This window comes from Marinococcus sp. LNHM5E3-2.1, assembly GCF_056034365.1.
This window is the reverse complement of the sequence record NZ_JBQLIB010000001.1, coordinates 187,361-200,682: the sequence shown is the minus strand read 5'-3', so window position 1 is coordinate 200,682 and position 13,322 is coordinate 187,361. Positions and strand designations below refer to the sequence as shown.

General features: G+C 47.2%; 14 protein-coding genes. 8 read left to right on the top strand and 6 right to left on the bottom strand.

All coding sequences use genetic code 11. The features are described 5' to 3' along the window. Window positions 1-8: 8 nt before the first annotated feature. From ACTRXH_RS01030 to ACTRXH_RS01015, 4 genes are all read right to left on the bottom strand, one after another. Window positions 9-746 carry a TSUP family transporter gene (locus ACTRXH_RS01030; protein WP_474280120.1) on the bottom strand — a complete coding sequence of 246 codons (738 nt, stop codon included), beginning with the start codon at window positions 744-746 and terminating at the stop codon, window positions 9-11. Window positions 747-826: 80 nt separating this feature from the next. Beyond that, window positions 827-1,426 carry a hypothetical protein gene (locus tag ACTRXH_RS01025; protein ID WP_474280118.1) on the bottom strand — a complete coding sequence of 200 codons (600 nt, stop codon included), beginning with the start codon at window positions 1,424-1,426 and terminating at the stop codon, window positions 827-829. Further along, the gene (locus ACTRXH_RS01020) at window positions 1,423-3,444 is read right to left on the bottom strand and encodes a thioredoxin domain-containing protein (RefSeq protein WP_474280115.1); all 2,022 of its coding nucleotides are present in this window, start codon (window positions 3,442-3,444) and stop codon (window positions 1,423-1,425) included. The genes ACTRXH_RS01025 and ACTRXH_RS01020 overlap by 4 nt, the downstream gene beginning before the upstream one ends. Window positions 3,445-3,594: 150 nt before the next feature. Then, complete coding sequence (locus ACTRXH_RS01015) at window positions 3,595-4,422, bottom strand: hypothetical protein (RefSeq protein ID WP_474280113.1); 828 nt, start codon at window positions 4,420-4,422, stop codon at window positions 3,595-3,597. Between the two features lie 258 nt (window positions 4,423-4,680). Between ACTRXH_RS01015 and map the strand changes: the two genes are divergently transcribed. Beyond that, a complete protein-coding gene (gene map / locus ACTRXH_RS01010) occupies window positions 4,681-5,421 on the top strand; it encodes a type I methionyl aminopeptidase (protein WP_474279534.1) in 741 nt (246 codons plus the stop codon). Window positions 5,422-5,531: 110 nt separating this feature from the next. Continuing rightward, a complete protein-coding gene (locus ACTRXH_RS01005; RefSeq protein WP_474280111.1) occupies window positions 5,532-7,187 on the top strand; it encodes an alpha-keto acid decarboxylase family protein in 1,656 nt (551 codons plus the stop codon). Between the two features lie 54 nt (window positions 7,188-7,241). On the opposite strand, the gene ACTRXH_RS01000 is transcribed toward ACTRXH_RS01005, so the two are convergent. Continuing rightward, window positions 7,242-7,667 carry a MaoC family dehydratase gene (locus ACTRXH_RS01000; protein ID WP_474262714.1) on the bottom strand — a complete coding sequence of 142 codons (426 nt, stop codon included), beginning with the start codon at window positions 7,665-7,667 and terminating at the stop codon, window positions 7,242-7,244. Between the two features lie 393 nt (window positions 7,668-8,060). On the opposite strand from ACTRXH_RS01000, the gene ACTRXH_RS00995 reads away from it, so the two are divergent. Together ACTRXH_RS00995 and ACTRXH_RS00990 are read left to right on the top strand one after the other, a co-directional pair. Continuing rightward, complete coding sequence (locus tag ACTRXH_RS00995; protein WP_322527202.1) at window positions 8,061-8,888, top strand: manganese catalase; 828 nt, start codon at window positions 8,061-8,063, stop codon at window positions 8,886-8,888. Between the two features lie 114 nt (window positions 8,889-9,002). Further along, entirely contained in the window at window positions 9,003-9,452 is a 450-nt protein-coding gene (locus ACTRXH_RS00990; protein ID WP_474280109.1) for a hypothetical protein, read from the top strand. Window positions 9,453-9,599: 147 nt separating this feature from the next. On the opposite strand, the gene ACTRXH_RS00985 is transcribed toward ACTRXH_RS00990, so the two are convergent. Beyond that, window positions 9,600-9,782, bottom strand: a complete 183-nt coding sequence (locus ACTRXH_RS00985) for a hypothetical protein (protein ID WP_474280107.1) — start codon at window positions 9,780-9,782, stop codon at window positions 9,600-9,602. A 202-nt stretch (window positions 9,783-9,984) separates the two neighbouring features. Here ACTRXH_RS00985 and ACTRXH_RS00980 point away from each other — a divergent pair, with 202 nt between their 5' ends. From ACTRXH_RS00980 to ACTRXH_RS00965, 4 genes are all read left to right on the top strand, one after another. After that, entirely contained in the window at window positions 9,985-10,647 is a 663-nt protein-coding gene (locus ACTRXH_RS00980; RefSeq protein WP_474262719.1) for a TVP38/TMEM64 family protein, read from the top strand. A gap of 154 nt (window positions 10,648-10,801) precedes the next feature. Next, complete coding sequence (locus ACTRXH_RS00975; RefSeq protein ID WP_474280105.1) at window positions 10,802-11,575, top strand: SDR family NAD(P)-dependent oxidoreductase; 774 nt, start codon at window positions 10,802-10,804, stop codon at window positions 11,573-11,575. A 63-nt stretch (window positions 11,576-11,638) separates the two neighbouring features. Beyond that, window positions 11,639-12,304 (top strand): haloacid dehalogenase type II, encoded by a 666-nt coding sequence (locus tag ACTRXH_RS00970; RefSeq protein ID WP_474280103.1) that lies wholly within the window; start codon window positions 11,639-11,641, stop codon window positions 12,302-12,304. Between the two features lie 372 nt (window positions 12,305-12,676). After that, window positions 12,677-13,306 (top strand): flavodoxin family protein, encoded by a 630-nt coding sequence (locus ACTRXH_RS00965; RefSeq protein WP_474280101.1) that lies wholly within the window; start codon window positions 12,677-12,679, stop codon window positions 13,304-13,306. Window positions 13,307-13,322: the final 16 nt, after the last annotated feature.

Genomic DNA, 13,322 nt, shown 5'->3' with positions numbered 1-13,322 from the left:
TTTTAGTTTTAAGCAAAAAACAGCATATTGAGGCCTGCTATTCCAATAATGACGGCCGTGAGCGTACGAATGTGCTTTTGCGGAAGCTTTTCGAAATATCGGATGCCAATTCTTGTGCCAAGCAGCACGCATACGATTCCTATAGGAATATAAAGCAGCAGCTCCCTCGAAAAGTCGCCGGCACCCGCGTGAGCAAAGACCGTTAAAAGACTTCCGATTAGAAATGTAATCTGCAGGTTCGCTGTGTAATGATATTTGTTAGCTGTTGTTAATAAAAAATAAACGACGAAAAAAGGACCGCCAACGCCAAAAACGCCTCCTACCAGCCCACCGCAAAAACCAAGTGCCAGTGGAACCATTTTCGGCACCAGCCGCAGCTTTTTCTCCGGCTTTTGGGCAAAGGTATACACAACCATGCCGAGAAGCACAAGGCCGAGTACTTTTTTCAAAATGTCCATTTCCCCAAAGTTATGTAGAATAAAAAAAGCTGCAAACCTTCCTGCTGCAGTAGCAGCCAGCAAATATCCGAGCTGCGCCCACTGAATGTGCTTATACACCTTACCTATAATGCTCAGTGCGGTAATAACCGACAGAGAAATAACGAGGAGTGAGCTGAACTGCAGCGTAAAGAAAAACGGCACAAAGCTCATCACGAACAGTCCGAAGCCAAAGCCGCTGACGCCCTGAATAAAGCTTCCGGTAAAAATAATTACTGCGATTAAAACAAATTCCCCAATGGCACTCATCTTGTCAGAACCCTTCATTGCATACTTACGCTATTGTATCACGCTTTAAACAAAGATAGAAAAAACGGGAGCGACTTTTGTCACGCCCGCTGATTCGCTGCAAAATAAATCATAAACTCATACAGATGCATCGGCCACTCCCGTTTGGGTTGTTCTGCCGGCCAGTGCTGTTCAAGGTATTCAGGATACGTTCCGAGCCAGTCATATGCCACCAGATCGATCAGCTCCGGTGTATGCGACTTCATTCCGTTGTAGTAACGGTATTTGGCTTCCTTCTCTTCTTCGAGCGGAGACTTCCGCTTCGGCCAGCGCCACTTTTTCTTTTCCTCCTGCTGGATAAAAACATACCGCTGCGACAGATGAAGCCGAAAGTCCTGCAGACGCTTGCGGTAATAATCATCGAGCTCATAAAGCTCAGGCCAGGGCTTGCGGAAATAGTGCATCCAGGCTTTCATAAACGGCGCCAGCACGTCTCCTTCCACGATGACCGGTACGCCTTCTTCTTCCCACTGCTTTGCCTCCCGGTTCCGCTGTCGTTCGGCCTCGATCCACTCCCACGGCTCCTCAGGAATTTCTGCAAGACGCCCGATCAGCTTTGCCTCGGGGAAATAACGCTTAAGCCGTTCGGACAGATCCGGAATCCACACATTGTTTTCTGCTTCCACCGTAATAATGGTCATTGTTCGTCCTGCCTGACACCGAATAAATATTTCATGCTTTCTGTACTGTGTACAGGCGCATGGCAGGAAAAGTCCCTGCAGACATAAATAGTTGTCTTTCCTTCCTGCACGGGGTAATCCTCTGCAAACGGAGCCGCCCGGCTGAGATCAGTATTTTCTTCGGCGACCACGCTTGTCACTTCCGGATGAAACGCGCGCTGGATATATGTTTTCACCCGAAACGCCTCGTCATCCTGCGCAGGTCGTATAACTACTTCTTTTCTGTCTCCGTGAAAAAGCACCAGCCCCTGCATGAGATGTCCAAAGGCAGTTGGCGCCTGTTCGATCGAAGCCGAAAAAGCTTCCCATGTTTTTTCGGCTGTTCGTTCAAATTCCATATTGCCGGCAAGACGGGCCAGTCTCATCAGCTGTACTGCAGCTACACTGTTTCCGGAAGGCGCGGCTCCGTCAAAAGCTTCCTTCGGCCGGAAAAGAAGTGATTCCCCGTCGGATGCGGTCAGAAAGAACCCACCGTTTTCCTGATCGTAGTAGTAATCAATCATCGTTTCTGCCCAGGCGGACGCTTTCTCAATATATTCCGGCTTCCACGTCGAAGCGTAAAGCTCTGTACTCGCCCATATCATATTGGCATAATCATCCACGTATGCATCGTACTGCACGTCGCCATCCTTCCAGCGGGCTTTGAACCGTCCGTTTTGATCCTGAAGCCGGGTTTCAATAAAACGGTACGCCTGTTCAGCGAACCTTGTCCATGTTTCCTCCTGGAAAACCCGTCCAGCTTTAGCCATAGAGGCTATCATCCAGCCATTCCAGGACGTAAGTATTTTTTCATCCCGGAACGGACGCACACGCTTTTCCCGGTGTTCGTATAAGGCCTGCAGCGCCTCCTGACGTTCGGCGTCACTCCAGCCGGCAGTCGGACGGCTGATCCGGTTGGGGATGCTTTTCCCTTCAAAGTTTCCGGCCGGGTCGATACCGTACTCAATCGCAAACTGTTCGCCCCGCTCTTTTCCAAGCACGTTTTCAATCTCCTCCGGGGTCCAGACGTAAAATTTGCCCTCTTCCCCTTCGCTGTCAGCATCTTCTCCGCAGAAAAACGCTCCTTCTTCATGGGTGAGATCCCGATGGACATATTTGATGATTTCCTCCACCACTTCCTTATACCTCGTCTGACCTGTCAGCTGGTAGGCCTCCGTATAAGCCATCAGAAGCAGCGCGTTGTCGTACAGCATTTTTTCAAAATGGGGCACAAGCCACGCTTCATCTGTCGCGTAACGGGAAAACCCGCCGCCAATATGGTCTCTGATGCCTCCCGACGCCATCGCATCAAGTGTGGAGATGGCCATGTACAGCGCCCCCTCGCTTTCAAACTGATGATAATAATGCAGCAGATACATAACGATATGCGGGCTTGGAAATTTCGGGGCGGACCCAAATCCGCCGTTCGAGGAATCAAACTGCTGCGTAAAGGCGCGAAACGCTGTATGCACATTGTTAATGTTCAGCTGCCTCGTTTCCACAGCCCGCGGCTTTAGCGCTTTGGAAATATCATTCCCCACCTGTGCCACACGCTCAGGGTCGTCCCGGTAAATATCTGAAAGCTGGCTCAGGACGTCCATAATTCCGGGCATGCTGCCCATTTGATTTCTTGGTATATAGGTGGCTGCATAAAAAGGCTTCTGATCCGGTGTAATGAAAACATTCAGCGGCCAGCCTCCGTGCCCGTTCATGGCCTGGCATGCTGACATGTAGATGGCATCCACATCCGGGCGCTCCTCCCGGTCTACCTTTACCGGTACAAACTTTTCATTTAAGACCGCTGCCACTTCCGCGTTTTCGAAGCTCTCCTGTTCCATTACATGGCACCAGTGACAGGTCGAGTAGCCAATGGATACCATTAACGGTTTATTTTCTTCCTCTGCTTTCTCAAAAGCCTCCGTGCCCCATGGATACCAGTCCACCGGGTTGTTTTTATGCTGCTGGAGATAGGGCGATTTTTCGTATTGTAGACGATTCAACCAATCACGTCCTTTCTTACTAGTATTTATTCACGAAAAAGAAGCCGCCCAAACAATGACCACATGGTTATCTGATATGGTCCCCACTGTAATAGCGAAGTAATCAATATACGGCGTATCTTCCGAATCGAGAAGGAAGGACATAACAGGCTATTCGTTTATTGCTTTTTCCATTTCGTCGATATTATCGACACCTTTTTTGTAATACTTATACGCTTCTTTCCATTCGTCTTCGTCATACGATCTCGCTTCTTCAAAGTAATAGATCGTTTCCGTCATCCAATCGTGTACGGCGTCGAATTGCTCAACGTAAGGTTCAAGCTGATAAAGTCCACTTAAAGAATTACGTGAACCTTCTTCAATAGCCTCGTAGCCCGTCAGGTTATCTCCTTCTTCTGCTTTTTCTTCAAGTGCTCCTGATTCGATAAGGGATTTTTTCTCTCCTTCATATTCATCTAAACCTTTCAACGGTCTTCCTGCGTTTTCTTCAAATATTGAAGGATAAAACGCCATTTCATGATTCACTCTATATTTTAATGCCCCTAATGCTTGCGTACCATACGGCTCAGGCTTGTCTTCCTGCGATAATGTATCGTAATTAATCCAGGAATAAGTATATGTTTCTTTTGTATCTTTATAAAAAATCATCGAATTATCATAAACAATTACATCTTCATAATCGTCTTCAGGCCGCAGAATTTCCCCAAACCTTAATTCTGCTTCCTCATTACTTATGCGGCCCTTTTCGGGAAGACTAAACATTGTCATCGTTTCGTGTAGCTGTTCATAACGTTCAGACGTTTCTTGAGAACTTGATGCCGGTGTCTCCTCTTCGTTATTGCTGGAAGAATCATCTGAAGATCCCTGAGCTTCCCTTGCGGATTCTTCACTTGAACCGCTGCCGGTTTCATCCGGTGCACCGCAGGCGGATAATGCTAATAACGATGAAAGGCCAACCATAATTAATTGCTTATTCATATAATGAAACTCCTTTGTACTATCCTTCAAATACTTGCATGAACATTTTCATCACTCTAATGTCTGGTAATTGTGTTCAACATTACCATAATGGTTCGTCATTTTTAAATGAGCAACAGCCTGGCTGCTATTCAAATTTTGGTACCACTATCATAATGAAGATTTTTTCATCGTTCAGGCTGCTTCCCCTTAAATTTTTTTATGATAGAATCTATATGAAATGTTCATCATAAAATGCTTAAAAAGTGAGGATACACAATGATTGCAAAAACGGAAGAAGATTTTCAGGGATTACAGGAAATTGGTGAAATATGTGGAGCGATTCGCGATAAATTAGTTCAGGCAGCTGAACCGGGTATTACCACAAAGGAACTCGACGATATTGCAGAAGAGCTTTTTGAACAATCAGGAGCTCAATCTGCTCCAAAGGGAGTGTACGATTTCCCTGGTCAGACGTGCATCAGCATCAATGAAGAAGTGGCGCACGGAATTCCGGGCGAGCGGGTCATTCAGGAAGGAGATCTCGTCAATATCGACGTTTCAGGCTCGAAGAATGGTTATTTCGCCGATACCGGGGTTTCCTTTGTGGTCGGTAATGCTGAACCAGCTTTACAAAAAATTTGCGACGCTGCGAAAGAAGCTTTTGATGCCGGCCTGGAGAAGGCAAAGCCAGGATCGAAAAAAAGTACTCTCGGAAAGGCAGTACACAATGTAGCTAAAAAGCACGGATTGACTGTCATCAAAAATCTTACCGGCCACGGTATTGGACGCTCAATTCATGAGCCGCCGGAGCATATTTTCAGCTACTTTTCCCGCTGGGACGATGAAATTTTTAAGGACGGTACCGTCATTGCCCTTGAGCCCTTTATCTCTACATCTGAAGAGGAGGTTTTCCAGTCTGACGATGGATGGACCCTTTTGACTGATGACAGCTATGTGGCTCAATACGAGCATACAATTATTCTTACTAAGGACGGACCGGTTATTACTACATTGTAAAAGCGCAGTTCTTCTTTATTAACTGCTGCGGGCAATTCCCCTACTGGTTTATGTCTAAATTCCCGCTGATACGGGAACAGGCTACTATTATCCAGTTCAGGAGGTACATTATGGCAGCAAAACAAACAGTCAGTTCCTTTTTATACGACTGCCTTGAAAAAGAAGGCGTTACAGAAATATTCGGCGTACCGGGCGACTATAATTTCGCTCTGCTGGATGAACTCGAAACTTACAGCGGCATACGTTTTGTCGATAACCGGAATGAGTTGAATGCCGGCTACGCCGCTGATGGGTATGCGCACGTAAAAGGGCTCAGTGCCCTAATCACCACATTTGGCGTTGGGGAATTGAGCGCTTCCAACGCTGTCGCCGGCGCCTACAGTGAACATATCCCTTTAATTCAAATTGTCGGATCCCCTGCCTCTTCCATGCAGGAAAATGGTGTTAAAGCCCATCATACCCTGATGGACGGCGACTACTCGGCTTTTCTGCGTATGCACCAGGAAATCACGTGCTACGCAGTGAAAATCACTGCTGAAAACGCCACCGCAGAAATCCCGAAAGCTATCGCTTCCGCTGTCCGTGAACGAAAGCCAGTCTATATTGACGTCCCTCAGGACGTGGCAGCCACTTCCATTGAAATGCCGGGAGTGCAGCAGGAGCTCTCTTATACAAGCGATGAGCTGGTCGTGCAGGAGACCGCCCAGCTGATGAAGGAAACGATCGATCACGCAGAAAACGCCGTGCTGCTTGTGGATATTTTTACGTCCCGCTACCATATGGAGAACATGATTTTACAGCTGGCGGAGCACTTAAATATTCCAACAGCCCAGATGATGCAGGGAAAAAGCGGATTTAATGAGCAGCACCCGCTGTACATCGGCATATACGGCGGTGCCTTTGGCAGCCAGCAGGTGCGTGATTACGTAGAAAGCGCCGATCTAATTATTACTGCCGGCCTGCTTCAATCCGACTTTAACATGGCGAAATTCACCGCCGATCTCCCAGTGGAGAAGCGGATTGACATTCAGCCGCAACACATTTCCGTTCAGAACAAAGCCCGTTACAATACCGCAGTCGAAGAAGTGATTGATGCCCTCACATTCATGGAGTGCCGTACATTTGAAAAACCAGGGTATTTTCCGTCCTTCTACGATTTTCCTTCCGAACATTATTCTGAACGACTGCTGGCGGAAACGTACTATCCAGTTATTCAAAAAATGCTGCGGCCCGAGGATATTGTTGTTGTTGAAACCGGCACCTTTTCCTACGGTCTGCCGCATGTACGTCTGCCTGAGAATACGCTGTTTATTTCCCAGGGATCGTGGCAGAGCATCGGGTACGCCCTGCCGGCAGCTTTCGGTGCCCAGCTTGCCGCTCCGGAGCGGCGCGTGCTTTTATTTATCGGGGACGGCTCGTTCCAGCTGACCGCTCAGGAGCTGAGCGCGATGGCCGAGCAGAATCTTAAGCCGGTGATTTTCTTTTTAAACAATGACGGCTACACCGTAGAACGTTATTTGAATACAGAAAATACACACGCCCGCTACAATGACATTCCGCGCTGGGACTACGTGCAGCTTGTGAAAAGCTTTTACCCGGATGCTGAAACGATAAGCGTCTCCACCTCTGCTGACTTCGAGGAGGCTGTCACACGGACCGATCAGAAGGATACACTTCATTTTATTGAAATGAACGTTGATGACCAGATGGACGCCCCGATCCACTTGAAGCGGCTTCGTGAATTTGCCGAAGGCGGCGGTTCATAGCAAATACGTAAAAGCCAGCCCATTATGATGACGGGCTGGCTTTTCTATACGAAATTAACGTTTGATCAGGGCCGACAATTCGCTTTCAAATACCTTTATATTCTTTTGATTGTATGTTCTGAGCATCACTGTAAGTATACCTTCCGTTTCTCTTTTTGCTTCTATCTTCGTCACTTCAGCATAAGCCCGCAGTTCGTCGCCCGGGTACACCGGCTTCATAAATTTAATATGATTCATCTCCGTACCTGCAACGACCTCTTCTCCGTACATCCCTGTTTCCACCCAGAGCTTGAACGTGATGCTGATCGTATGAATGCCCGAAGCAATAATACCGTTGAATCTTCCTGCTGCAGCTTTCTCTTCATCTATATGCATATACTGTGGGTCAAATTCACGCGCGAACCGAAGGATATCCTCCTTCGTTACTCTGTAGGCATCTGTTTCGAATATCTGCCCCAGGGTAAATGTATCAAGCTTCATTTTCCCCCTCCTTTCTCCGACTTCTTTAATTGGATCACTTACATTAACAGCAGGTCTATATTAGCATACTTCCCCCTGGCTTATTAAAATCTTCGCCATTCTAAAAATTCTGCAGGCTTTTTAAAATAAATAGAGCATCTACGTTTAAACCTTTTGATTATTGGCTATAGCATAAGCAGTACAACATATTGCATGGCGGGAATAACCAGATAAAAAGCTGAGTTATGAGCCAGAGAAGGGAGAGACCTCCTTTTTCTGGCTCTTTTTTTATGATTTTGGAAAGGAGGGCCAACCACCAGGCGCCAGGGCGGTATGTTGTTTTATTCATAAATCGGACGATACACATTTAATTAGACCAACTAACTATTTACTACAAAAAGGGGTTATTCATTTATGTTTTTTCACCGTAAAGAGCTGCAATTTCACGCGAAACCAGATCGTCCGGATCCTGTCTTTGCCAAAAAGCTGCAGGAGATTCTCGGCGGCCAGTTCGGAGAAATCTCGGTAGCGATGCAGTACATGTTCCAGGGCTGGAACACCCGCGGCAACGAGCAGTATAAGGATTTGTTGATGGATACCGGCACGGAAGAATTCGGCCATATCGAAATGATCGCGACCATGATCGCCCAGCTGCTTGATGACGCGCCTGTGGAAGAACAGGAAGAAGCAGCGAAAAATCCCATTGTCGAATCCATTATGGGCGACATGAACCCGCAGCATGCGATCGTTTCCGGACTTGGCGCTGTGCCTAAAGACAGCAACGGTGTCCCTTGGAACGCCGGCTATATTATTGCGAGCGGCAATGTGCTTAGTGATTTCCGCGCTAACCTTAACGCGGAATCGCAGGGACGCCTCCAGGTGGCCCGCCTGTATGAAATGACCGAAGACAAAGGTGTCCGCCAGATGCTTTCCTTCTTACTCGCCCGGGACACGATGCACCAGAACCAGTGGGCGGCAGCTATTAAAGAGCTCGAGCAGAAAGAAGGCTTTACGGCACCATCCACCGTACCGGCCCAATGGGAAGCAACCGAGTTTTCCCATCAGCTGATGAATTTCTCGGAAGGGGAGCAAAGCGCGAACCTCAACTGGCTGAAAGATAAAGCACCGGACGGCCAGTCCTTTGAGTATATATCCGAGCCAAAGGCCCATGGTGGCAAGCCGGAGCTGAAACCAGCCCCTGACTATATGCACAACACCCTTCCGGACATGGACAAAAAGTAAGCATCACATTTTATTTTATAAATTTCACCGATAAGGAAGAGATCTTTTTCTCTTCCTTATTTATTTATCACCAGATTAGTTATCCAAATCACCTACAGTTAAAAGGAGGTACCAATGACGAATACGTCTAAACAGAACGTCATTCCGCTTGCGATTTTGTCTACAGTCATTGTTGGAAGCGGCATTGCCTGGCTTACAGTGAGGTCATCCAGCCAAGAAAAAGAAGCCGGTGAAAGCATTGATACGGAAGAAGTAAAAAACAGATTCCAGCGTTCCCTCGAGCTCTTTAAAACGACAGGTGTTCAGCTGCATACGATTTATGAAAAATACGGCAGAGATCTCATTTGGCAGCTTCAACAGATTCAGCAGGAATCGAAGACAATCGCCGACACCGCTAAAGAAGCCAGTGAAGAGATTGAGGATACTGTGCAAAAGGAAGGTAAGGAAGCTGTACAGGAAGTGCAGAAAACGAAAGACGAAGCCAAACAAAGTCTCTCCCGGGATGACAAGAATCAGAACAGCTCCTACTCCCATAATCCCCACGGGCCGTTTGGATCTAATTAAAATATCCGGCTGCACAAATTACCAGTTTGGGAAGCCGCCGCCCATGTGTCCCGCTGGCGCTCAGGGTCGTATTCAACCATATACACAGCAGATATCTTTTGCTTCTTTTTATTTTACCGGCAGATAGTTATAAATCAGTGCCAGTGTTTACACATATTCTCTGTACAAAAGCCACGGCTGCGGAAGCCATGGCTTTTTCTGTTTCTTCGTTTCGGCTTCCACCTTCAATGCTTCAAGAATAAGGCTCTGCTTTCCACCATGTGCAGACGCTTTTTTTCCAGCAGTTACAGCATCCCCCGTATCGCTGCAACCGTTATTTCGAAGCTGCATTTATTTTCATTTCTGTTCTGTGAGTCGCTTTATTTTTATATGGCGTGTAAGCTTCCTTACATCGCGGTACGTATGCTTTGAATAATTACTTTCCACCGTGATACATTGTTCCGACAATAGTGTTTCCCGCTTACTAACGATATAAATGCATTAATAACGAATAACACTCAGTACGTCTATGTTTCGAAAGGGATGAAGAATTGTGCTCCCACTTCCGCGCTGGCTGAAAATTGCTTTGATTTTATTAGCATTCGGCACTGTTTCTTACTTCACCCATTTTCATCTGGAGATCCGTCCGCCCGATATCCGTGACTTCGTATTGTCGTTTGGGTGGTGGGGACCGGTGATTTTCTTCATTATTTACACTATCGGCCCGTTTGTCTTCTTTCCCACCTCTGTACTGTCGCTTGGAGCAGGTCTTGCCTTTGGTGTCTGGCCCGGTGTTCTTTATATCATTATCGGGGCTACAGGGGCCGCCTCCACAGGCTATATTATGGCCCGGCTGTTTGGCCGCTCAGTATTAAAAATGGACAGCTTCTCCTGGTCGGAAAAGCTGTTCAATCAAATGGAAAAGCGCGGATTTTTATACATTTTTGTCCTGCGCCTCATTCCTATTGTGAGCTTTGACTTACTCAGCTACGCAGGTGGAATCGCCAGGGTCCGTTTCTCTTCATTTATTCTTGCCACCGTTCTGGGGATGATTCCTGGAACATTTGCCTACAGCTTTCTAGGTGCCAGTATTGCTTCAGGCAATATTTTAATATTCATCATTGCTGCGGCTTTATTTTTATTATTAATCGGCATCACGTATTATTTCCGGGAGCCAGTAAAACGGTGGCTCGGACTTTCTACTGACAAGCCTTAAAGTTATAAGGCTGAAATCGTTGACATGCCGGTGGTCTGGTCCGAAGCGTAAAAACCCATAGATTGAATGAATAGAAACAGGGGTATCCGGAGAGGGTATTCCTGTTTTCTCTTTCTGTATTTTCTTTAGAACAAAAAATGAAAGGATCGATAGTATGTCTATGAACTTATTTTCTCTGGCCCAACAGGTTGCCGTAGTTACCGGCGGCGGCAGCGGCATTGGAAAAACTATGGCCGAAACACTCGCCGGAGCAGAAGCCCACGTGGTTATTCTCGGCCGCACTCAAAGTAAAATTGAAGAAGCAGCTGACGAAATCAGGAGCGAAACGAATGCAGAAGTAACTCCTCTCACCTGTGACGTGACGGACAAAGAGCAGGTTTCGCAGACTGTATCGCGTATCATGGAGGACTTCGGCCGGATCGACGTGCTTGTTAATAATGCCGGCACCGCCGCTTATGGCAAGGTAGAGGATATAAGTGAAGAGGACTGGGAGCATGTGTTCAATACGAACATGAAGTCTGCGTTTCTCATGACCCAGGCCGTTGTTCCCCACATGAAAAAAGCCAATTACGGCCGCATTGTGAATACGGCTTCGGTGGCCGGCGGCGTAAGCTTGTTCTTCAGTTCTGTCTATGGCCCGAGTAAGGCAGGCCTTGTCCAATTTACCAAACAATTGTCGGGTGAGCTTGCCCCGTACGGCATTACGGTTAACGCGATCAGCCCATGGTTCTTTAAAACAGATTTTAATGCCGAATCCCTTGAAGACGACGATTTTCGTCACTCCGTGGAACAGCGCACCCCGATCCAGCGTACTGGTCGTCTCGACGAGCTCAAAACCTCTGTCCTGTATCTGGCTGCTCCCGGGTCGAGCTATGTCAACGGTCAGAACATTTACATTGACGGCGGCATGACTTCATTTGGGCTGTAACATGGCCACCCGCCTTTTAACTATGTGTACTCCGAAAATATAAATTTAAAAAGGAGCTTTTCGATGTCTGCAAACTCCATTTTTGCCTTTGATGTTTATGGAACTCTGTTTAATATTCAATCGGTCGACGCCACCTGCGAGGAGCATTTTTCCGGTAAGGGGGAAAGCATCGGCCAGCTTTGGAGACAAAAGCAGGTCCAGTATTCCTTTCTCCGTCAGGCAATGGGAAAATACGTGCCCTTTTCTTCTGTTACTAAAGATGCGCTGCGGTTTTCTTTAGCTGCCCATCACGCCGAATGGACAGAGGAAACCGAACAAGAACTGATGAAGGCCTACAATCATTTATCGCTCTTTGAAGAAAGCATGCATGTTCTGCAGAAGCTTAAAGAGCAGTCTGCCACCCTGATCGTGTTCAGTAACGGGTCAAGAGACATGCTCGAGCCGTTGCTTGAACAGGCCGGGTTAAACGACTACCTCGATTACGTCCTCAGTGTAGACGATATCAAACAATTTAAGCCTTCCCCGGCATCGTATCAGCTCATTTTAGATACCACCGGAGCGCCTCGTCATGAAATTACCTTTCTATCGAGTAATGGCTGGGACATAAGCGGCGCTAAAGCATTTGGCTTCACCACAGCCTGGATCAATCGAAATGAGCAGCCAACCGAAGAGCTGCAGCTGCCTCCGGATTATCACTACACCACGCTCCTGCCTTTAATCGAAAACTGATTTTTTTAAAACAAATCCACAAATATAAAATCCGTCCGGCCATGGCAATAACACGGCCCGGACGGATTTTTTCTTATGTAACGGGTATAAGATATATAACTTTCTCCCAGGCAGTATTCATTTGCCGCTTCATATGCATACAATATTATGTACGCCAGGGCTGCATTAATGGATCAAAGGCCTTTTGGTTAATCACTCTGTGCTTTTGAAATTTTCGGAAGTGAAAACCCTGGTTTTTCCCTATCGCCAGAAACTCTCCTCCCTTCATTTCTTTCCTCTCAAAGCTGAGCGCTCGTTTCATTATCACCCCGACCGAGTCGTGCGTTACATTATATTTTCATCCACGCGATGAATAATAAGGAGAGATGTTTCATGAGCCATCTATACGCACTGGTGCTCAACGCTTCTCTGAAAGCCTCCCCGGAGCCGTCTCATACAGAAGCTCTTTCGAATGAAGTGCTCGATATTTTAAAAAGTAAAGGTGTGGAAACAAAAACCATTCGTCTTGCTAATTATTATATTCCCTATGGTATCAGCGGCGATATGGGGAACGGCGACGAATGGCCGCTGATCTTTGAACAAGTGCGACAAGCGAATATCCTAATAATCGGAACACCACTCTGGCTCGGGGAAAAAAGCAGCCTGGCCACACTGGCCATTGAGCGGCTCTACGGCAGCAGCGGTGATACCAACGCTGTCGGCCAGGCCATCTACTACAACAAAGTGGGCGGTGTTGTCGTTACGGGAAACGAAGACGGAGCAAAGCACGCGTCAGCCGCTGTATTGTACGCCCTCTCCCATATTGGTTTTGTTATTCCGCCACATGTGGATGCTTACTGGGTCGGAGAAGCCGGCCCTGGCCCTTCTTATATGGACGGCGACGGACGAAAGAATGCATTCACAAAAAAACACGTAGAGATGCTTGCCTACAACACATGGCACCTGGCTTCGTTCTTTCAGGAACACCCTATCCCGCCGGAAGGCAATACGATGAATAAGTAATTATTAATTTCCAGCA